Origin of the sequence: Pseudoalteromonas luteoviolacea H33-S, from assembly GCF_001625695.1 — a bacterium.
Taxonomy (GTDB): domain Bacteria; phylum Pseudomonadota; class Gammaproteobacteria; order Enterobacterales; family Alteromonadaceae; genus Pseudoalteromonas; species Pseudoalteromonas luteoviolacea_B.
On record NZ_AUXY01000081.1, the window covers coordinates 85,743 to 106,928 of the forward strand.

16 protein-coding genes are annotated in these 21,186 nt (G+C 39.7%); 2 read left to right on the forward strand and 14 right to left on the reverse strand.

Features of this window, described 5'->3' with window-relative positions; all coding sequences use genetic code 11:
* Position 1 precedes the first annotated feature (1 nt).
* Both N477_RS16055 and N477_RS16060 read left to right on the forward strand, forming a co-directional pair.
* A complete protein-coding gene (locus N477_RS16055) occupies positions 2-1,324 on the forward strand; it encodes a Na+/H+ antiporter family protein (RefSeq protein ID WP_063361706.1) in 1,323 nt (440 codons plus the stop codon).
* A gap of 196 nt (positions 1,325-1,520) precedes the next feature.
* Positions 1,521-2,396 (forward strand): 2-phospho-L-lactate transferase CofD family protein, encoded by an 876-nt coding sequence (locus N477_RS16060; RefSeq protein ID WP_063361707.1) that lies wholly within the window; start codon positions 1,521-1,523, stop codon positions 2,394-2,396.
* Positions 2,397-2,406: 10 nt separating this feature from the next.
* Here the strand turns inward: N477_RS16060 and N477_RS16065 are convergent, their stop codons facing one another.
* The 14 genes from N477_RS16065 to N477_RS16130 all read right to left on the reverse strand — a co-directional run bounded on the left by N477_RS16065 (position 2,407) and on the right by N477_RS16130 (position 20,920).
* A complete protein-coding gene (locus N477_RS16065) occupies positions 2,407-3,435 on the reverse strand; it encodes a substrate-binding domain-containing protein (RefSeq protein ID WP_231098092.1) in 1,029 nt (342 codons plus the stop codon).
* Between the two features lie 97 nt (positions 3,436-3,532).
* The gene (locus N477_RS16070; protein ID WP_063361708.1) at positions 3,533-4,198 is read right to left on the reverse strand and encodes a hypothetical protein; all 666 of its coding nucleotides are present in this window, start codon (positions 4,196-4,198) and stop codon (positions 3,533-3,535) included.
* A gap of 105 nt (positions 4,199-4,303) precedes the next feature.
* Positions 4,304-5,440, reverse strand: a complete 1,137-nt coding sequence (locus N477_RS16075; RefSeq protein WP_081216441.1) for a glycosyltransferase family 4 protein — start codon at positions 5,438-5,440, stop codon at positions 4,304-4,306.
* A gap of 156 nt (positions 5,441-5,596) precedes the next feature.
* Positions 5,597-6,052: a GNAT family N-acetyltransferase gene (locus tag N477_RS16080; RefSeq protein ID WP_063361710.1), complete on the reverse strand. Its 456-nt coding sequence runs from the start codon at positions 6,050-6,052 to the stop codon at positions 5,597-5,599.
* A 19-nt stretch (positions 6,053-6,071) separates the two neighbouring features.
* On the reverse strand, positions 6,072-7,463 hold the full coding sequence (locus N477_RS16085; protein WP_063361711.1) for a sensor histidine kinase: 1,392 nt from the start codon (positions 7,461-7,463) through the stop codon (positions 6,072-6,074).
* The gene (locus N477_RS16090) at positions 7,460-8,125 is read right to left on the reverse strand and encodes a response regulator transcription factor (protein WP_063361712.1); all 666 of its coding nucleotides are present in this window, start codon (positions 8,123-8,125) and stop codon (positions 7,460-7,462) included. The genes N477_RS16085 and N477_RS16090 overlap by 4 nt, the downstream gene beginning before the upstream one ends.
* Positions 8,126-8,144: 19 nt before the next feature.
* On the reverse strand, positions 8,145-11,171 hold the full coding sequence (locus N477_RS16095; RefSeq protein WP_063361713.1) for an efflux RND transporter permease subunit: 3,027 nt from the start codon (positions 11,169-11,171) through the stop codon (positions 8,145-8,147).
* The gene (locus N477_RS16100; RefSeq protein WP_063361714.1) at positions 11,164-12,234 is read right to left on the reverse strand and encodes an efflux RND transporter periplasmic adaptor subunit; all 1,071 of its coding nucleotides are present in this window, start codon (positions 12,232-12,234) and stop codon (positions 11,164-11,166) included. The genes N477_RS16095 and N477_RS16100 overlap by 8 nt, the downstream gene beginning before the upstream one ends.
* Entirely contained in the window at positions 12,224-12,964 is a 741-nt protein-coding gene (locus N477_RS16105) for a MipA/OmpV family protein (protein ID WP_063361715.1), read from the reverse strand. The genes N477_RS16100 and N477_RS16105 overlap by 11 nt, the downstream gene beginning before the upstream one ends.
* Before the next feature lie 447 nt (positions 12,965-13,411).
* The gene (locus N477_RS26315) at positions 13,412-13,570 is read right to left on the reverse strand and encodes a hypothetical protein (protein WP_196760639.1); all 159 of its coding nucleotides are present in this window, start codon (positions 13,568-13,570) and stop codon (positions 13,412-13,414) included.
* A 486-nt stretch (positions 13,571-14,056) separates the two neighbouring features.
* Positions 14,057-15,244 carry a response regulator gene (locus N477_RS16115; RefSeq protein WP_063361717.1) on the reverse strand — a complete coding sequence of 396 codons (1,188 nt, stop codon included), beginning with the start codon at positions 15,242-15,244 and terminating at the stop codon, positions 14,057-14,059.
* Entirely contained in the window at positions 15,234-15,587 is a 354-nt protein-coding gene (locus tag N477_RS16120) for an Hpt domain-containing protein (protein ID WP_063361718.1), read from the reverse strand. Before N477_RS16120 ends, N477_RS16115 begins: the two co-directional genes overlap by 11 nt.
* Positions 15,571-18,210: an ATP-binding protein gene (locus N477_RS16125; protein WP_063361719.1), complete on the reverse strand. Its 2,640-nt coding sequence runs from the start codon at positions 18,208-18,210 to the stop codon at positions 15,571-15,573. The genes N477_RS16120 and N477_RS16125 overlap by 17 nt, the downstream gene beginning before the upstream one ends.
* A 211-nt stretch (positions 18,211-18,421) precedes the next feature.
* Complete coding sequence (locus tag N477_RS16130) at positions 18,422-20,920, reverse strand: GH92 family glycosyl hydrolase (protein WP_063361720.1); 2,499 nt, start codon at positions 20,918-20,920, stop codon at positions 18,422-18,424.
* Between the last annotated feature and the right edge of the window lie 266 nt (positions 20,921-21,186).

A 21,186-nucleotide genomic window follows, 5' to 3' on the forward strand; every position in this document is an offset into this window, starting at 1 on the left:
TATGAATGCAGTACTTATTGGGGTCATTTTGATGCTTGGCCTCTCGCTATTGCGTGTGAACGTAATAGTAGCAATGACAATCAGCGCCTTGGTTGCAGGTTTAACTGCTGGCTTAGGGCTAGAAAATACTCTCAATGCGTTTAATGATGGTTTGTCTGGTGGCGCTGAAATTGCGCTAAGCTATGCAATGTTAGGCGCATTTGCTGTTGCTATCTCCAAATCCGGTTTAACTTTAATTCTAGCTAATAAGTTACTGAGTTTGGTAAATAGTAAAAATAAAGACTCTGCTTCTTATCTGAGTATGTTGATCCTTGTGGTTATTATGGGCTGTGCGATTGCATCACAAAACCTTGTACCTGTGCATATTGCATTCATACCTATCCTAATCCCTCCTCTGATTGTAATTTTTAATAAACTTAAAATGGATAGGCGTGCAATTGCATGCGTTTTGACATTTGGTCTTGCAACCTCTTATATGGTTTTACCTTATGGTTTTGGTGGCATTTACCTGTATTCAATTTTGCATAAAAACTTAACTGACAATGGGCTTGAAATCATTAATACTTCTGTGCCATATGCAATGATAATTCCAGCAATTGGTATGTTGATAGGATTATTGGTCGCTGTGTTTATCAGCTATCGTAAGCCAAGAGAGTATCAGTCAAATGAAATGACCTCTGAAAAAACTGATTTAGTGGTAGAAGATCAACGCAAGGTACTTATTGCTGGTGGTATCGCCGTGATTTGCTCGCTACTAGCGCAAAATGTCAGTGGCTCAATGATTTTAGGCGGTTTGGTTGGTGTCATGATGTTTGCCCTGTTTGGTTTAATTAAGTGGGAACAAAACTCTGATATTTTCACCAAAGGCGTCGCAATGATGGCGATGATTGGCTTTATTATGATCTCGGCCCAAGGCTTTGCATCCGTGATGAAAGAGACAGGCGATGTTGCATCTTTAGTGCAAACTTGTGCCAATTTAATTGGTGACAGCAAGCCAATTGCTGCAGCGGTGATTTTACTTGTTGGCTTATTGATCACTATGGGTATTGGTAGCTCGTTCTCGACGGTGCCAATCATAGCAACTTTGTTTGTTCCTCTCTCTTTAGAAGTTGGTTTCTCAGCTATGGCCACAGTAGCTTTAGTCGGCACTGCTGGTGCTTTGGGAGATGCAGGTTCTCCTGCCTCAGACTCTACATTAGGTCCCACTTCGGGTTTAAATACAGATGGTCAACACGATCACATTTGGGACTCTGTTGTTCCAACCTTTATTCACTTTAATATTCCGCTATTGATCTTTGGTTGGATTGCGGCAATGGTCTTATAAAGTTAGATGGGGGCATTTGCCCCTTTCTTTTTTGATTTATCTCCCCTTTATCATTAAGTAAACTTTTTCGATTTGCATTTTCAAAATGCAAAATTACCTATCTTAATTTTCGTTATGCCTATAAAAATCAATTGGTTGCTTGTTGGCCTATAAACTGCAAAAAGTCTTAGCAAATGTAAAGGCGAGGACTAAAAATATGAATGTGGTGTTTGTAGGTGCAGGGCAAGAAATGCTTGATTTAATGAAGTCACTTAAACCAATGTGTCAAAGGCTCAGTGCAATATGCGCAACAGCTGAGCCAAGTTTTGATATAGATAACAAATGCGCGCTACTCTCTTATTCCCAATTGGAAATTTTACAAAGCATGAGTCTCGCTTTGAACTCGTGTAAAGAGCAGGAAATGGCAAGTCACGGCCATGTAGCAAACTTGGAATTGTTGGCGTTAATGTGTCATACCCCCACAGAAGCGATGACTGTTTTCAATCAATCCCTAAATACGTCAAACAGTGTACTTCCAATGTCGGACTTTGCAACTGATTTGATTGCAATTACATATGGCGGAGAAACGGTTGTTGGCGCAAAAAATATAAATGACCTTACGGCCCTGCCAAAAGAAGTGTTCCTCTCAAAAGATGTGAAAACATCCCTTGATGCTGTCGCGGTTATAGAGGATGCGGATTTAATTATCTTCGGGCCTTGTAATCCAATCACAGATTTAATGCCTTTGTTATTAATACAAGATATTAGAAGTGCAATTTTACAGACTACAGCCAGTCGTTTATTTATCGATATGCCAAATTCCACCAGCGCACTAGTTAATAGCTGTACGTCAGCAGAGTATTTACATTGGATGAAATGTCAGATTGGATATCAGTTTTTCGATGTGACAATTTCGAGCCAGTTTTCTGAAATCTTGCAATATCATTATCAGGAAAGTATGTCGATCAGCCCTGATGATGCAGCAAACAATAAAACTTTAGGTATGTTGAATGCGTTATGTGAGGTACCAACTGCAGTGTCTTTGGAGGCTATGACTAAAGCAAGATTGCAAGTAGCCCCGGTTAGATATTAGGGCTAATGCTTTATCTGTTACTGGTGCATGTGGTTGCATTACCTTGATTACAATAATGAAAATCAAGATAATAGGCACTTTGTTTTGGCTTAGTCTTAAATTTAACATAATCGTATAGGAGTTCTGTGCTTTTTTTGCCCATTTGGTAAGGTTTCTGACCTATATTGATAGTGGATAATCCAAACCCAAGTGCTCTTAGTTGAACATTTTCTGTATCTGCAGAAATAATCGAGACTTCTTGTTTTGATAATCGCTTTTTATTGGGGGTTAACGACGTAACGTAATTCGCATTGAATTGAGCAAATCCAGCGACAGCGATAAATAACGGTGGGTTGTCATAACTTAAAATAGTGAGTAATTGATTAAGCGCTTCATCTCTTTTACCGAGCGTATAGAGCGGACACCTATCGTACTCTATCCAACCAGATGTGCCGTCGAGCTTTTTCTTTGCATTTCCCGACAATGCAAACCTCACTCCTTCTATCCTCTTGTTTAAGTTAGGTGTTGTGTAATGCCCAGATTGAATACAGATTGGCTGTGGTGTTTGTTTTTTGTATTGTTTGGCGGCCTCACCCAGCGCAACGCCAAAATCAAAGTTGTTGGTGCCAACATACGCTAAACGATAATCGCGTTCTTTCTTAAGTAGATCAGAATCAAAAGTAATGACCGGTATGCCTTTTTTCTTTGCATACTTTAATGCGCCGGATACGAGATGTTTAGAGTCTGTCGTTGATATCAAAAGACCATCTACACCTTTATCTATATACTCTTTGGCAATGAGCACCTGAGTGCGCACATCTTGGTAGTCATCAGCGCCGTCATAAACACATGTTAGGTCGCTTTGAATACGCGTAAAATCTTTACAGCCAGCAAAAGCTTGCTGATAAAAACTGTCATTTTTGGTTTTACCAATTAAGGCAAAGGTATATTGCGCAAGCGTATTGGGACTTAAAAAAATGAGCCCAACCACTAAACAATATGAAATACGCTTCACATCAGTCACTAATTCTAAGTCCTTGACTAATTTATGATATGTCACTGTTAACATCTAGAGTTTAACGTGTTTTAAAATGATGGCAATGAAATAAGTCATGACAGCACACTATTTTGTTGTGTATCTGATTATAAAATTAAATTCAGCTATGTGGTTTTTGATTTGCAATTGCTAATTCAAGTATTGATATATGGCGTGACACTTTAGAGGCAAGCAGACGGCTAAAGGCACCAAAAAAATAGATAATTGGAATGATATAAGCAATTGATAGCACCCAATCAAGTTCTATTTCGCTGAGCTTATCGAGCGATATAAGTAGAGCTAATATACCTGGGGCAAAGCCAATACGTTCTATTGAGCCAACGAGCAAGGCTGTCTTTTGCTCAAAGATATGTTTTTGTGCTTTGACTTCTAATAAAACTACTTCTAGCTTTTCGGGGCTTTTTTTCGATAAAAAGTCTATATACTTTTTATCTATTTTTTCAGTTTCCTGAGCGTTGGAATACACCAAGTTGAAAGGGTTCTTGAAATGTAGCCTTATTTCTTTGCTTCTGACGATAAACAACAACGCCGGATGAGCAATTATCCCAAAGTAGCCAGTAAGTAAAAAAATCAAAGAAGTCACTTTGAATGTTTCTAGCCGAGTTAATTGCCATACAAACGCCACGACAATGGCAATTAAGATCAGAGACAAATAAAAGGCATACAGTTTAAACTCTAGGTGTTTAGGTAATCGACTTCCCTGCTTGCATAGGATAGTCTCTCTGCGGCTCAGCCCTTTTAATGCTCTATATATCGAATCAGACACTCCATTACTCCTTGTTATGGATAATTAATCAAGAAAGTGCCGCCTAAATGCCGACACCTTAAGATATAGGTATAGAACAAAATCTGCGAATATGGCGGTTTATGGCTACAAAGCCTGTATCCACCTCGATAAAGCTCTTGTTTGGTGCTTTACGTTAAAATTATCCTCTGCATATTTTCTCGCATTTTTACCGAGTAAATGTTGGTGATAAGCACTTAGTTGCATAAATGCAGTCAACATATTTGACATTGCATCGATACTATTTGGCGGGCATTTCATCCCAGTATTTGAGCTAGTAATTTCTTTGCATGCCGCGATATTTGACGTTAATACTGGTAGCCCGCTGGCCATCGCCTCTTTGATATATGTGATGTTGTTCACTTGCGCTATGCTGTTATCTGAGCAATAAGGTGCAACGATGGCGCTGTACTTTGGCAGGTTTTTCAATATCCAAGAGCGAGGTTTTGCACCTAAAAAATGTACGCGTCTGTTAAGTCTTTTTCTAATTAACTCATTGACGAGCGCTTTTTTTATCGGCCCATCCCCGACAATATCGAGGTTAACCTCAACGCGAGCAGGTAGACTTGCCAGTGCGTTTAAAATGACGTTAAGCCCTGACTCCTTAACGATGTTGCCGATGAAAATTAGTTTTAGACTGGGTTTATTTCTTTCGTAAGGCTTATATTTAGAAATATCTAGCCCTCTATTTAACACTAATGGTTGAACATGCTCAGGTAACCTTTGGCATTCAAGCTCCATGAGTGGCAGGTCGCACTGCTCAAATAGCTTAAACTGCTTCTTACCTATTCTGCTTTGGTTTTTGACATCCCAAAAGCTTGATAGTGAAATATCGGCGCATTTTGTACTGGCAAGGCTTATATAGTAGTCATTTTGGTTGAAGCTGCAGTGTAAATGATCAATCTCTTTTTTCTTCAGCAAGTTTGTAAGCTTTGTACCTTTACCTAACAAGTCGAAGAAGTTTTGCCCTTTGAATTGCTTCCAAATTTCGTAACATCGTCGTAAGTATCCAATTGTTGAGCACAGACCACTGGACTCAATAAGGCTTGGAGAACCTAAATACGCAATTGAAACCGATTTGTGTAAGTTTCTGATATTTTTATATTTGACGCGGGTGATGATGGTGACTTTATGACCGATATCTGCGAGTGCATTAGCCTCACTCAGCATCATGGAAACTTCGTCGATATTCCTCGATGTTGTATAAATTCCAATATGTTTCATTCACTGGCCTACTCATTTGATTTTGATGGTTAACTACATCAAAAAGCAGGCCATTTTTAAGCATCTGATTTGTATAAGGTATAAGTGTTTTATACAAACGATAAACGCAAATTGCGTTGCAAATTAAAAATACGAAATCAATTTTATACTCATGTTTTACTTAACTTTATCCAGCGGCATAGACATAGGAATAAAGCGGATCCCATTAAATCGCCCTTCTGGCTCAGTTGCGCTAAATCCAAGTCCCTCGTAAAAGCTCCGAGCATTAATGGATGCTCGAAGTGACACTTGCTTGCCATCAGCAAAGCTTACGAGATTACTAACTAGCGCTTTACCTACTCCTTTACCCTGAGCGTTTTTCGATACAAAAACGTGGGTAATGTAATTTTTTTCTCGGATAGCGCCAAATCCAATGATTTGACCCAGCTCTGTTGCTACTATGCTTTTAAACAGGGCTGGATTCATGGTTGCCTCGAGGTCTGGTATGACACGACTTATGAATTCGTCTTGGCCTTGCCTGCAAAAATGCGGCAGTATATCCATATTAGATACATCAGCCACAAGCTTTGAAATACTTTGCAGATCCCCATTTTTTAAGGCTCTAATTTGCATAGCTAAACTCCTTTAAATGCTATGAAACATGTGTATTTTCCACCCTATCATAAAAATATACATGGAAGGTAGCTCCGCCGAGCTCATTGTTACATTCAACGTCAATTTTAGCGTTATGTGCGAGCGTTACCTCGTGTACGATGGCTAAGCCTAAACCACTGCCAGTTAAAGTTGATTGCTCCTTTCTCCAAAAACGTTCAAACAGCTTAACTCTGTCTTCTTCTTTTATGCCAGGTCCTGAATCTTTCACAGAAATCCTGTCATTCGCAACTTCAACAATAATATTTGCGCCTTCGTCTGCATGCTTAAGCGCATTTTCTAACAGGTTTTTGAGCATAATGATCAGGGCTGCTTGGTCGCCAATGACAGTCGCATTTTTATCAACTTCTTCGAGCGCCAATTCTTTTTTATATGTGAGTGTTAATGGGCCCAGCAACATACAAACATCTTTTGCGACATCAGATATATTCACTGGTTTATGCAAATAGCTATTTTGATTTTGTGCTCGTGATAAATCTAGTAGCTGTTCAACGACACGCGTCATATATGAAATATCACCCATTAGCTCACAGCCAATTTTTTCTGGTACATTTGCTAATTCTAGGCGTGTGCGAAGTACAGCAAGCGGAGTCTTTAATTCATGTGCTGCGTTTGCCACAAATCGTTTTTGCTCCTTGAAGCCTTTTTCAACGCGCTCCATGGTGTCGTTAAGTGCATTCACAAGCGGTAGCATTTCGCTTGGGACACCTTTTTTATCAAGTCGTCTATCAAGTTGAGAGGGTTCTATGCCATCTAGTTGCTCAGCTACATTGTTAACGGGCTTGACGACCGCCTTAATAGAGACATAGCCAACACATATAAATATTAAAAAAGCGGCAATCATTGTCAGTGTGAGCACTTGGCCTAGCATAGGCAATACAGCTTCATTGGCAAGTTCGCCAATTAGGTCGTCTCTCGCTAAGTCGACATATAAGTCTTTTCCCTGTAAAGTCACCGAAAATCTGTATCTGTCAATACCATTTAAAAATGAGTAACCTTCAGGTAAATCTAACGGAAGAGCCAGTAGGGCAGCAGATGTTTCCAAGTGCTCGTTAGAAGTCAGGATCACACTATTCGTTGCACGGTCGATAACCTTAAATGCAAGGTTGTTAAACAGTGCGTCATAGCCCCATTTTTTTGCCATGTTTGTGGATGAATATATTAACGTGCCCTGCTCATCAAAATATAGGCTTTCGGGAATATCTTCTGCCATGCCATGCATACTTTTTTCTACCGCAATGTTGGCAAAGTTAATTGAAAACAAAAATAAAATTGCGCCGATGAGCGCAAATACGGCACCGCCCATCACACTAAATAGTATAAAGAGTTTGCGTGCTAGTGAGTCCTTTTTGGTAATGCCTGACTGGTTCATGACAAAATATATCCTATTCCTCGGATTGTTTTTATGTCTGTACTTGACCCTGCTTGTTCAAGTTTTTTTCTAATGCGGTGCATAGCCACTTGAATGGCATTGTCTGTGACTTCAAAGCCTAGTGCGTATATTGCGTCATAAATTGCATCTTTGCTGACGGTTAAACTAGCGTGCCTTATCATATATTCTAAAATTGCGACTTCAGTTTTACCCATATTGATATTTTTATCGTCGACCATAACGCGCCTTGCCTTACTATCTAAAGACACGTTGCCTCTGGTTAATAGGTTACCTGAATACTCTACTGGCCTTCTTAAGATGGCACGTAGTCTGGCTTTTAATTCATCAATTGCAAAGGGCTTATTGAGATAATCGTCTGCTCCTAAATCCAGCCCTTTAATTCTGTCTTCGACGCCTCCTCGGGCAGTTAAAATAAGAATGGGAATTGGATTATCGGCGCCCCTAAGCTGTCTGATCACGTCAATACCATCTGTGTCTGGTAGCCCAAGATCAAGAACCAGCGCATCATACTGCCAGTTGTCAATCAGACTATTCATCTCACCTGCACTGTTTGCGATATCTGCCGCATGGCCATCTTGTAATATTGCTTGTTGAATAAACTCTGCAAGTTGTTGATTATCTTCTGTGATTAAAATGCGCATAGATTTAAATTGTCCTTTTTTATTGTTGTATATTAATTCGTTTTAAATGCCTTTTTGGATCAATTAACCAGTGCATACAAATTGGCATAACGAACAACATTATCAGCGTAGAGCTTATTAACCCGCCAATCACAGCCCAAGCAAGTGGTGGCCACAATGGGCTTTGACCAAATGTGAGGGGTAACATCCCGATAATTGTGGTGATTGTGGTTAAAATAATGGCCCTTAGCCTACTTGATATAGCAAGCTCAATGGCTTCAATCTTACTTTTTCCCTTTTTCATTTCTTCGATTGTTGAATCAATGAGCAAAATGGCTGTGTTAACGACAATCCCCATTAATGCGAGTATCCCGAGCAAAGACATGAATCCAAAAGGTATATTTACAAGTGAAAGCATAATCGGTGCGCCAATAGCGCCCATTGGGATACTTATCATTACCAGTGCGGTGAGCTTGTAAGAATTAAACTGTATCATGAGTGCAACGAATAACAGGATTAAGCCTGCCGGTAATGCCATGAGTAGCGCAGAATTTGCCTCTTCTGACTCTTCTAACTCACCACCAAATTCCATTTTAACGCTATATTTATTCGCTATTGTTTTGAGTTCTGGTTGTAATTGTTCAAGTACAGACTCTTCATCAAATCCTGTTTTAACATCTGATAGTACTCGCAGTTCTGTTCTGCCGTTTCGACGTGTTTCCACGGCAGCAGCCCCTGTAATTTGCGTAGAAACGAATGTTGAAATTGGTAAAAACTGATCATTATTTATCACTTGTAGTGACATTAAACGTTCTGCACTTTGTGACGAACTGGTGTCTTGTAATATCAGACTAACCGGTTCCGTCTTATATCTTAGGTCAGCCAACTGTAACCCGGTCCCCTGCCATGCGAAATAGCTTGCAAGTTCAGCCTCTGTCAAGCTAGATAAACTAAGGGACTGCTGATCAATTTTAAGATTTACATTCGCTACGCCATAGCTATAAGCTCTTCTGACATGCTGTGTAGCTTTATCTTTATTTACAAGCATGAAAATGTCTTCTGCCGCGCGTAAATTTGCAGTTGTATTGTTGCTTATCAGTCTTATTTCTATCGGGCTTTCAATCGGCGGACCTTGTCCAAGTTCTCTCGCAATGATGAGTGCTTCAGGAAAGTTCTGCGGTAAAAAAGTGTTAAGTCGTTCAACTATTTCTTTAAGGTTGATATTTTCTTCAACTTCGAAAACAACACGGGCGATGTGACTTTCTCCAGGCTGTTGCACTAAGTTGTAATAAAACCTTGGGCCAGATGACCCGCTAAAAGTCAGTGTTTGCGTGACAAACCCAAGCGTTTGAATGCTGTCACTGACTTCGTTCGCTACTTGTGTGGTTTTCGTAATGCTAGAGCCATAGGGTAATTGGATATCCACATAAGCTTGATTCCTATTGGTTTTTGGGAAAAACTCGCCATTAACTGCTGGTAGCAAGAATATCAGAGATAAAACAAAGGTGACTCCCGCTAATGTTGTTTTTTTCTTGTTTAATGAGAACCTTGCTATCTTGCTACCCATCGACTGTAGTTGGTCATTTTTAAAGGTGTTTTTTGTATTATTTTTAAGGGTAAGGTTTGCCAAAATAGGTATAAACGCTAGCGCAATAATATAGCTAATACTAATGCAAAGGATCACTAGCACAGGTATGGTTGCGATAAAATCCGCGACGCTGCCCTTTGCTAATAACATAGGTAAAAATGCGGCAATTGTGGTAACTGTTGCAGTGGCGAGTGGTTTGTAAAGGGCCTTTACGGCTTGCTTACTTGCTTCTATTCGGTTTAGCCCTTGGTCAATTAGCTGTACAATCTTTTCTGCCATTACAATACTGTTATCAACCATTAGTCCAAGGGAGATGACCAAACCTGCGATGGTCATTTGATGAATAACGCCTTGTGCGGCAGTAAACAAACCCACTACGATAAGCGTTATAGTCGGTATTGATATGACGACGATAACAGCTGTTCTCACTGACATGAGTAAAATCAGCACTACTGCGACCGCCAAACATCCTGTTGCCAGTGATGAGAGTAAGTCTGTTTTTCGTTTTTGTGTCCACTTAGGTTGAAATAGCACTATCTGTGCTGGTGGCGCTGTGAATTGGTTGTTAAAGCGCTCTACAACTTGTTTTATTTGCTCCCCGACTGCGGTTACACGCACAGTGTTTGCGGGTAAAGTCACGGCTAAACCAACCGCAGTTTTACCATTTACCATAAAGCGCTCAGGTGCAATTGGATTCGTTCGGTAGTAGATATCTGCCATGGTTGACATCTTGATAGGGCTTGCATCATCGAGTGTTATTTGGCTGTTAGCTATATCCTCTAAAGATTGTACTCTGCCAACAGCATTAGAGTTGGTTGCTAGACCTTGGCTTTCAAAGCTAACTCCCGTTCCAGCAGTATTATCGAACCTTTGTGCAATTTGCATTGGAGATACGCCAAATTCTGTCATTGCTTGCTGTGAATAGTCGATGACGATTTGTTCTTGCGGATCACCCACCAGCGTGACACTTCTAATTGCTGAGAGCTGTTCAAGTTCTGTTCTTAAATCGAGCGCAATGGCACGTTGACGCAATAAGTCATTTGGACTAGTAATAGCAATCACAATCCCTTGCGTGTCCTGTGCCCTATCTACGAGTTGGATAGCAACATTAGGGATGGTTTGTTTTTGGTTGTTTACGGTATCTTTTATTCGCTCCCACACCGTGTCTGTCTCATAAATATGCTCGTGAAGTTCAATATCAATGGTGGCGCTGCCATTTTTGATTCTAGACTGGTAGTTGCTGACCTCATCTATCTCGCTTATTGCTCGCTCTAGTGGGATCACCGCCGTATCTTTGAGCTGAGATATGGTCATGTTGTTGGCATTTAATGTTATAAAACCATTGCGATATGGAAACTGAGGATCCTCTTGTTCATTGGCACTGAACCAGCCAGCAATACCCACAGTGACTAAAATTGCTATCACCCCAAGGATAAGCCTTGGGCTTTGAAACCATTTGAGAGAGGCTTTATCAGTCATTATTTTCCTCCAATGAAGCCATTAGGTTTTTGCTTAGTGTTGGCTCAGGTGATGTGTCAAATTGAATCGAATCTAAATTTTCTTCTGCTGTGATCAATAAGTCACTCCCGCGAGTGCTAACAAGCTCAACATTATATTTGTTGTGTTCTGTATCTAGCATATAGACTTCGCCGTTTGGCATAAATCTAATAGCATTAGTATCAACCCGATAAACTGGCTTATTTGTAGATGCGATCCGTATTTGAGCCGTCAGGCCGAGTAAGTTATCAGCCCTACTTTCAATTAACACTGAGATTTTAAATAACGATGGGCCATTTACCGATGGTATTGCTTTTTCGTTGATTGTTCCGTTTACCTCTTGGTTTAGAGTAGGAACAAAAATGGAGACAGATTGGCCCATATTTAGAGTCAAAGCATCTCGTTCAGGTACCCAATATTCAACTTTAAATTTACCAGACTCCTCGAACCGAATGATTGGTTTTGATGAAGAGACAAACTGTCCTTCTCTAGCATAAAGAGATGCAACTATGCCATCCTGCGGCGCATAAATAGAGAACTCATCTAATGCATTGCTTGCTTGTTTTAACTGTGCTTCCATCTGCGTTACTGTGTCTGTTGCTATCCTAGCTGCTTTTTCTGCCTGTTCTAATTGGGAAACTGAAGCCAATGCTTTATCGCGTAGATTCTTAATCCGCTCAAACTCACTTTGAGCTTCCTCAGCCGCTGCAATTGCAGCGCTGAGAACAGCTTCTTTTTCTATGACTTGGGTTGTTAAATTGGGTGAGTATAATCTGGCGATTAGTGTACCTTTGCGGACATATTGTCCTTCTCTAACAACGAGCTGTTCTATTCGCCCGCTATTAAAAAGCGCCATATCATAACCACGCTCACTTTGAACTTTTCCGTATAATATTTTAGTAGGCGCAGATACACGTTCAGCTTGAGTCGTTGGTTGAACCATTATCTGTGCTACGGGCTTGGCATTCGTCTCACTACAAGCTGATGTAAATGTCAGCACCAAAATGGTTGCTACGCTTGATAGCGCCTTGCGTTTAAAAGACATAAACGTACCCCAGTAAAAATTGGAAAGTCCCAGACTTGTCTACCAGCGGTGAGTCTTTAATTGTGCTGTCAAAAGCGGTGTAACTCGCATCAGCTTTTATCATATGATTTTCACCAAAAAACCAATCACTGCTAATGCCGATTTCCATGTTGGTTGCGCTGTCTACTTCATAAAATGATCTTGATGTAATTGCTTCTGAGCGTTTTACACCATAGTAGTAATTTGCTAGATCCTCACTTGCGAAATTAGCTGAAACGTAAGGCATAATGCGACCTTGCTTCACTCGCATTGGAATACCGTAGGAAAGGCTTGCCTCGTATCCCTCGTGAGTGCTTGTCACATCATGTGTGAATTTAACGCCGAATTCACCGAAATCAGTGTCAATTTCTGCTTCAAAACCGAAATCGAAACTCATATCTCTGTCTTCCATGCCTTTAAACAATACATCATCTGCCTGTTCATATCCGTCAAGTCTAAGCATACCGGTAGCAGCTATTTCAAAGTTTTCGCCTCTATAAAATGTGTAAGATGCATATGGCCCTAATAATCTGAAGTCTCCATACTCAACTGCAATAGCCGGTACAAACTCTGTCTCACTGCCAACGCTTTTGTAACCTTCGTCCTGAACGATAATTGCGCCACCAATACCCAGTTTCAGTTCTTGTTCTTCTGCAAAAGAAGCTGTGCTGCAAGCAAGTGTCAAAGCGCAAAGGTATTTTGTTAGTTTCATGTGTTTTCCTTAATAGAGTATTTAAGCTATAAAATTGGGTGTATTTGTTTCTACATGGCAAACAATAATCCGGGAAACTTTCTCGAAACTTACAAGGCTGTAATTTTTAAAAATAAATGTTGTGAGGGTTAAACAATGTATTAAATACAGCTGATTAATTTGAACTGATGAAATGGAGTCATCTACCTATAACTTAATTGTATTGACGCTAGTGTGATTGTGATGTGTGACGATCTTGATGAATAGTTTAGCTAAGGAGCAGTGTCGCGATGTCTTAAACTTGGTTTAAATGTCTTAAATCTGGACGTTTCAAATAAAGTGATTATCTGATTAGAGTAGTTAGCTATGGATTGAAGATAGATAGAAAAGAGTTAAGTCATTAGTGATTTTAAATGGCGTAACACTCATATGGGAGACGCAAAGTCTCCCTTTAAAACTAGGCATTTTTTAGCACTGGCAAGCCCAGTATCTATTACCTGTCTCAGATTCACGCGGTGGGCAACGAAGCGTGTAAGCTGCACCAGCTACATTTGGTGTTGCGTTTGCGTCTAGGTTTTTATCTTTACTTAACTGCTTTAGTTGTTGCTTTTTAATTGCAAGTTTCATTTTCTATTTCCTTATCTAAAATAGTTGTTTAGCCATATATGCAGCTTACATTAAAGCTTGTTGCAAGCCTGTTAATATTAATAACATTGCTTTGTAACTTATGACAAGAGGGTAAATGAATAAAATTCAACCGCAAAGAGTACATTCAAAAGTATTAGCTTTGAATTTTATTTTTAATACTTTGATTTTGATTCTTATTTTATATTTTATTTCGTTCATGACGTTAAAATTATTTTATAAAAATTTTCCTAAGCTTAACCCCCTTCAAGTGGTAAATTTAACTTTGAAAAAAGTAAACACCTTATTTATTAGACTTTCGGAGTCCGTTTTTGGTTTTCGAACCACTTAATCGTTAATAAACGGGCGTCCACATATCGAGGCATAAAACGCTAACCAGTGGCTTTGCGCCGCAAAGCCTATTGTATTCAAAGCCTACAACGATTTATGTTTTCAAAACCTGCTAGTCTTTAAATAGCATGATCTATTCTATAGCTGATGTCCGATGGCCTTATTTACAACTGCTAAGATTTCTTGCTTGGTTGATGGCTTTAGAATATATCCATCCAACCCATGTTCAGCCCACTTCTTCACTAGTTGTTTGTTTTTATTGCCTGTTAGAGCTATAACGGGGGTCTTTATGTTTTTTCCGACATTTCGAATATGTTTAGTGGTATTGAGCCCGTCTAAATTTGGTAAAAATAAGTCCATGACTATCAAATCATATTGTGTAAGTTTGATTTTTTTTATCGCTGCTAATCCATCATCGACTTGTTCAATTTCGTAGCCTACATTACTCAAAACGTCACTTATCATTTCTCGATATATATGATTGTCCTCAACTAATAAAATTGAGTGCTGAGTGCTTGAGTCGTTGTTTAAAAAGTTATTACTTGTTGTCACTTCATTTTGGATAGACTGTCTTGACTGTAAGGGTTGTTGCAATTGATTTATCAATTGTGAGTTCAAATTTTGCGACTGTTTAAGCCCGTCAACCAAGCCCATGAGTTTTTCTGATATTGAAGACTCTAGGGCATTTAAAAGTGGCTGTATATGTGACTCATTAAGCTCTGACATTAGTTGTTTGTGCATACTGTCGGGTAGTTGAGACAGTATATTTTGGTTGATGGAATTGACCTCTTCTTTATGTTTATTAATTTCATCCACAAGAGATGTTTTATAACCTAAGCCAGTTTCTATCAGATCGTTTAACTCTTCGTTTTGGTTCTGAACAATGGCGTCTAATGACTCAATATATGTATCTGAATTTGCAAATTGCTTCAGTCCATCGTAGACAATCAGTTGTAATCTAAATTTTTCATATAGTGGTTGGTACACAAAATAGCTATCAAATAGGTTCTTTAAACAGCATTTAAATGCAACTCCTGATTCTTTATTGCTGCAAAGCAAAACACTATAGTGGTTTTTAATTAGTCTATTTTCTTTGATTAATAGATTGTATAAGCAGATACTTTTTTTAACGTCAGATAGCGCAAATAAAAGTACTTTGGGTGCTAGCTGCTGTATATCATCTAAAGCTGTTTTTCTGACTATTAAGCACCTAAAATCATCGGTTTGCTCTGCAATGAGTTCAGCTACACCCTGCACATCATCTTCTCTGTGGGCTAACAGTAAAACCGATGGGTGTCGTTTAGCTATCCGGTTGTTACTTGCCATGGCTCAGCTCCTTTTTAATTGCCCCAAACTCGCCATTTAATTTGATAATGACCTGTTTAATTGCTGGTTTGTTCTGATCTAAGCTATAGCTTTCAATTGTTTCGAGAAAATACGCACAACGTTCTGCGCCAACTGCTCGAGCTGACGTTTTCAGATAATGCGCTTGGCTTTTTAGCTCTTTAAAGTCGCTGATGTTAAAAGACTTAACAATGCCCTTCAATATGACAGATGCTTGCTTTAAAAACTCAACGTGGAACTTGGCGATCTTCGCCGGTTCATCACCAACTAATTCAATAATGGTATTTCGGTTTAACGTTTTTAATTCATTAAGTTGAGTGTTCATACCAACGCTCCATAATAGATTTTATGTCGTTTAGTCGTATGGGTTTGCATAAAAAGTCATTCATACCTATCGAAGAGCATAAGTCTCTTTCTCCCTGCATTACGGCGCCAGTTACTGCGATTATTGGGACTGGCGGCTGATCTGTTTTTGCTTCTTCGGTTCTGATCTGTTTAGTCATTTCATACCCGTCAACTTTAGGCATATGGCAGTCGGTTAAGATGAGCTTATATGTACCACTATGCCAAAAATTAAACCCTTCAGCGCCATTGTTGGCAACATCACAAGATAGACCCAATTTAGCGAGTTGGCTCTTTATTAGCTTTTGATTGAATGGGTTGTCTTCTACTAAGAGAATGTCATGTATGTCATATTCGGCTGTTTGAGGACTGTCTTCCTCAGATAAAGAGGCTTCGATAGAGTCATCAGAATCAAAATCTAAGGAAAAGTCTTCAATCAGAAGTTGATCTTGTTGCTGGGCATTTATTTGCTTTTCTAAAAGTTTGAGCGTGATAGGCTGGTTGGCAAAGACTGCCAAAAATGGTGCTGATAGCGCAATAAGCTCTACCAGTGAGCGGTCAGAATAGACAATAACCTTGTTGATTGCACAAAGTGTCTCGATATGGTCTAAGAACATATCTAAATCGTTTGTAAGTACTACGTTATGTGATACGTCTGCACTAGATATTATCTGCTTGTTTTCTAGATTAACTATATTTGTGTGAAAAGCTGATTGCAGGAGTGTGAGTATATGCTGGTTTTTATCAGATAGCTTGCCAACAATATAACAATTGAGTGGACTTTTATCTTCGATCTCATTCTCTGTTAGTTCAAGCCAAAAAGGGGCTGTTACCGTAAATTTACTGCCAACACCAAGCTTACTCTCGACACAAATTTTTCCACCCATTAGATCGATAAGCTTGCCACAAATTGATAGGCCTAAGCCTGTACCTCCAAACTTTCTCGTGGTTGATTTCTCTGCTTGAGTAAATGGCGTAAATAGTTTCTGAATTGTATCATTACTCATGCCAACACCCGTATCAGACACACTTACACAGACTTCACTTTGGTAGATATTAAGTTTGTTGATATGCGTCTCGACAGTAATCTTCTTGACTGGGACTGAATCGCAATGCGTGAACTTAACTGCGTTACTTAAAATATTGAGTAAAATTTGTAAAAATCGACTTTCATCTCCTTTTAAAATTAGAGAGTCAGCAGGCGATTCAAAAATATTTAGTTCAATGCCTTTTTCTTTGGCTGTTGCACTGAAAGTGTTAACTAGATTTGAAATAACAGAAGGTAAGTTAAATTTGACGGTTTCAAGCTCAAGTTTGCCGGCTTCAATTTTATTTAAATCTAATAGGTCATTTAAAATGGTAATTAAGTGGTTTGCAGAAGTCGACGCTGTTTCGACCAAGTCTTTAGGCTCATGAGAAAGTGGGCAGTGAGAGAGCAAATCTAAAGCGCCAATAATGCCATTGAGGGGCGTTCGTAACTCATGACTTATCATAGATAAAAATTCAGATTTTATTCGATTTGCTTGCTCAGCTTTTTGAAGCGTATTATGTAACTCGGCTGTTCTATCATTTACCCTGGTCTCTAGCTCTGAGTTCAATTTTTTAAGTGCTAATTGTGTTGTGTGAATTTCCGTTTGGTCGACACAAACGCCGTCTATACGACAATATTCTCCTTTGTAGTTTTTACCTACGCGGCCTTGGGCGAAGACGTAAATAACTTCACCGCTTTTGAGAATGCTGCGGTAGTGCTGCTTAAATTCAACACCCGTCCCCAGGCTGTCTTCTAGGGCGGCTTGAACCCGAGGCTTGTCTTCTGGGTGGAGCAATTCAATCCACTTATTTAAATCCCCTATGTCCTCTGGAGAAAGTTTGAAAATGGTGTTTGCCAACATATCCCATTTCCAAAGCCACTGATTTCCTGATTTGGTTGCACGCCAGGTGCCAATTTTTCCTGCTTCTATGGCAAGCTGTTTGCTTTCATCAGCATCGTTTAGAGCAATGACAGTTGTTTTCTCAACGGTACAGTCTTGTAAGGTACCATTGATCCATTGCCCGCTTGATTTATTAATGCAACTTCCTTTTAGCCCAAACCAAGACTGTTGGCCTGATAGCTTAAGCCTAAACTCAAATTGTAATGGCACACCAAATTGCACATGGTTTTCGAAGAAAAGAGGAAATAATGCCCGATCATCACAGTGTACAAGTGATAGTAATTTACGCCATGTTAGTTTAATATTTGGGTTAACCCCCAGTATTCTCCTTGAAATATCAGATAGGTATATTGTTTTTGTTTCGATGTTGTAGCGCCAGATCCCAATGCTTGAACTACTGATTGCATCCACTAAAAAGTCTAAGTGTTCAGTATTGTTTTTTTGCTCTTGCAGTAAAAAGCAATAGCCATCTTGACAGTTATGACGGTCCAAAATAAAGCGATGAGACTGATTTGAGCCAATTGACAGATCATCTGTTATGGATTCAACTTCGAAAAGTTCCTTTAGGTTTAAACCTGTAAATTTCTTTTTATTTAGTAGTTCGGCTGCAGCTTGGCTTACAAATCTAATTTGCAAGTTGAGATCAGTAATTATGTGAGGGGTGTTACTGTCCATGCCGTCCATGCCGCTTTAACGCTATCATCGTTAATTTTAAATATAGCAGCAATCCAATACATGGCAGATTTATGTGAGCTCATGTAAGAAATCTAATTCTTTTCGGCTAATTAAAGAAGTAGACAAGTAATAGCTGATCAGGTCTAGTTATTTTTTGTATGGTTGAAAAGAGGCAGTAAGTTACTGCCTCTGAAGGGGAACTATGTTGTTATTAACCTTTTGAAGGAGAGTAACTTGGTGGTCTATTTTCTATAGCCTGACCAAAGCTTTTATTAGGTACGTCGCTCAGTGTAAAGTCTAATGTGACAGACTTATTTATATACGCTTCGTTAATCCAGCTATTTAAGCTCGGTTTATCATTCACATGTAGCGAGTTGATGTAGATATTATCATTTGATGCTTCTGGAGCACGAATGGTTAAATTACCAATTTTTGCAGATGTAAACTGCGGGCTTGATAACACTAAATCTGCACGTCCAGGGTATTTCGGATAAATACCTAAACTACTAAATACATACCAAGATGACATTTGACCCAAATCGTCTTGCCCTGGAATACCATCTGGTGCATCGAGCCATAATTGCTTCATTGTTTCGCGAACAGTTTGCTGTGTTTTGTACGCATCGCCAGTGTGAAGATACATCCAAGGTGACAAAATAGAAGGTTGGTTTGATACATCGGCATATTCAGCTGAATCACGATATAGCACCCAAGATCCGTCAGGCTTTTTGAAGTGTGCATCTAGCCTTTGGCTCATAGCGGTTTCACCGCCGAGTATTTGAGCAAGCCCTGCGCCGTCGTGTGGTATCATCCATAAATACTGAGCTGGACTACCTTCAACGAATAGGTGACCCGAGAATGCGTCAAATTCATTTTTCCAGCTACCGTCTTGATTACGACCTTGAATATATCCAAATGTATCAGTGGCATTCGGGTTATAAATATTTCTCCAATAACCAGCTTCATCAGTAAAGCGTTTCGCGTCGTCTTTGTTACCTAAACGGTCAGCAAGTTGTGCCAAAGAGAAATAACTCGACGCTTGCTCTAATGTTTCCGATGCACCTTCCCAGCTATTTGATTGATCAGAAATGTAACCAATTTCTTGCCATTGATCTAAAGAAGGCTTTTGACCACGGCAGAATACCGGGCAACCTACATCTGACATATCGTATTCAGTAGGTGTTATTGCCGCTTTTCTGAGTGATTTGTATGCACCGTTTACATCAAAGTCTTTGGCACCAAAGGCAACAAAATTTGCGATGGCAATAGTTGAAGGGTCGCCACTCATGACGCCAGTTGGGCCGGCGTTGTGTGTCCAGCGATCCCAAATACCATTAAATTGGTTCGCCTGATTGTATAGTGACTGTGCAATATCACTGCCTCTGGTTTGGTCTAGCAAGGTGACAAGCTGAAGCTGTGAGCGATACACGTCCCAGCCAGAGAAATTCGCATATTGCGCTGTTTGGTTGGTACTAATGCTATGTATTTTTTGATCAAAGCCCATGTATTCGCCGTTTACATCAGAAAATACATTTGGGTGGAATAAACTGTGGTAAAGCGCTGTGTAAAATACTCTTAATTTACTTGTGTCCTGTGACTCAACTTTAACTTTTGACAGCTCGTTTTCCCAAGCAGTTTGTGAGTGAGCTTTTAGTTGAGAAAATGTTTGTTTCCCCTGCTCTTTCGCTAGATTTTCTCGGGCATTGTCCAAACTAACGTAGGAGATCCCCACGCGCATTTGTACTGTATCACCGTTGTTAATTCCAAGATCTACCCATACACCAGAGCCTTTACCAATGTCTGGCCAACCATTGTCTCCATAGCCCATACCGCCTTTTGACGAATCAGCACCTTGCTTGACTTGATCATCTTTCCAGGCACCTGAGCCAGTGATTGGTTTATCAAGTTTCGCAACAAAATGCAGAGTGTAGTAATCTCGTTGATTATACTCGCCAAGGTAACCGCAAAAATTCCCTGATGTAACATAACCTGTAATTTCACCGCGTTCGGCGTCTACTTTTGCATAAGCATCACCACTGCCAAGCTGCGAATAGGCTGTTCTAAACAACAATTTTGCATTGTCTGATTGCTCAAAAGTAAAGTTTGCAATGCCCGTTCGAGTTGTTGCCGCTAATTTGACATTAACGCCGTTATCAAGGCCTACTTGGTAATATCCAGGGATGGCTGTCTCATTATCATGGCTAAACCCCGCGCTGTAATACGCGTTGATTGGATCAGTGGCTGGCGAGAACGTGATATCTTTTGTGAATGGCATGACTGGAATGTCGCCTGAGGCACCTAGGCAACCTGTTCCTGATAATCGAGTAAATGAAAACCCTTTCACGCGACTCGCTTGATAATTATATCCGCCTGGTGAGACCGGTACTCGCTTTTTTTCCTCAAGTATTTTTTTCGAAATGCCCTCAGACTCAGCCATTAAGTCTTCGGTATAAGCATGTTCTGGACCAAAATTAAACATACCAAAGGGAACTACTGCGCCGGGTGTTACGTTACCAGCTTGACGGTGATTATACGGGCCTTTGGTACCTATTAATGGGTTAACATAATTCACGACATCAGTGACGTAGTTGGCTTGCTTTTCCTTATCAGCTGAAATTTGAGACTCATTTTGCCCCGAACTGCACGCAGTAAGCACAGCTAAGCTGAGTGGTAAAAGGATATGATTCTTGCTTTTTTTAATATTATTCATGGTGAACTCTAATTTAGAACGTTCCAAAAAATTAATGTGATAAAAAATGAATTGCTTTAAAAGATGCCACCTTTTGATTGTAATGTAAAATTTCGATGCGTTAGTTTACGTTTTTTTAGCGATGATTTACATGACTCTTGTTTTTTAGCCCCTTTGTAACATAGGTAGATGCTTATACTCGTTAGGTAATTTTTATTACTTTGACTTTTTAACGTCTTGATAGGTGTAATCTTAATTTTTTGATTGATATGTTTGGTTGTACCCAG

Excerpts from the sequence above, each read along its gene's own strand:
- N477_RS16125 (WP_063361719.1), bottom strand. The coding sequence starts at position 18,210 with ATGGACAGTAACACCCCTCACATAATTACTGATCTCAACTTGCAAATT.
- N477_RS16090 (WP_063361712.1), bottom strand. The coding sequence starts at position 8,125 with ATGCGCATTTTAATCACAGAAGATAATCAACAACTTGCAGAGTTTATT.
- N477_RS16060 (WP_063361707.1), top strand. The coding sequence starts at position 1,521 with ATGAATGTGGTGTTTGTAGGTGCAGGGCAAGAAATGCTTGATTTAATG.
- N477_RS16130 (WP_063361720.1), bottom strand. The coding sequence starts at position 20,920 with ATGAATAATATTAAAAAAAGCAAGAATCATATCCTTTTACCACTCAGC.
- N477_RS26315 (WP_196760639.1), bottom strand. The coding sequence starts at position 13,570 with ATGAAACTTGCAATTAAAAAGCAACAACTAAAGCAGTTAAGTAAAGAT.
- N477_RS16095 (WP_063361713.1), bottom strand. The coding sequence starts at position 11,171 with ATGACTGATAAAGCCTCTCTCAAATGGTTTCAAAGCCCAAGGCTTATC.
- N477_RS16055 (WP_063361706.1), top strand. The coding sequence starts at position 2 with ATGAATGCAGTACTTATTGGGGTCATTTTGATGCTTGGCCTCTCGCTA.
- N477_RS16100 (WP_063361714.1), bottom strand. The coding sequence starts at position 12,234 with ATGTCTTTTAAACGCAAGGCGCTATCAAGCGTAGCAACCATTTTGGTG.
- N477_RS16105 (WP_063361715.1), bottom strand. The coding sequence starts at position 12,964 with ATGAAACTAACAAAATACCTTTGCGCTTTGACACTTGCTTGCAGCACA.
- N477_RS16115 (WP_063361717.1), bottom strand. The coding sequence starts at position 15,244 with ATGGCAAGTAACAACCGGATAGCTAAACGACACCCATCGGTTTTACTG.
- N477_RS16075 (WP_081216441.1), bottom strand. The coding sequence starts at position 5,440 with ATGAAACATATTGGAATTTATACAACATCGAGGAATATCGACGAAGTT.
- N477_RS16120 (WP_063361718.1), bottom strand. The coding sequence starts at position 15,587 with ATGAACACTCAACTTAATGAATTAAAAACGTTAAACCGAAATACCATT.
- N477_RS16085 (WP_063361711.1), bottom strand. The coding sequence starts at position 7,463 with ATGAACCAGTCAGGCATTACCAAAAAGGACTCACTAGCACGCAAACTC.
- N477_RS16080 (WP_063361710.1), bottom strand. The coding sequence starts at position 6,052 with ATGCAAATTAGAGCCTTAAAAAATGGGGATCTGCAAAGTATTTCAAAG.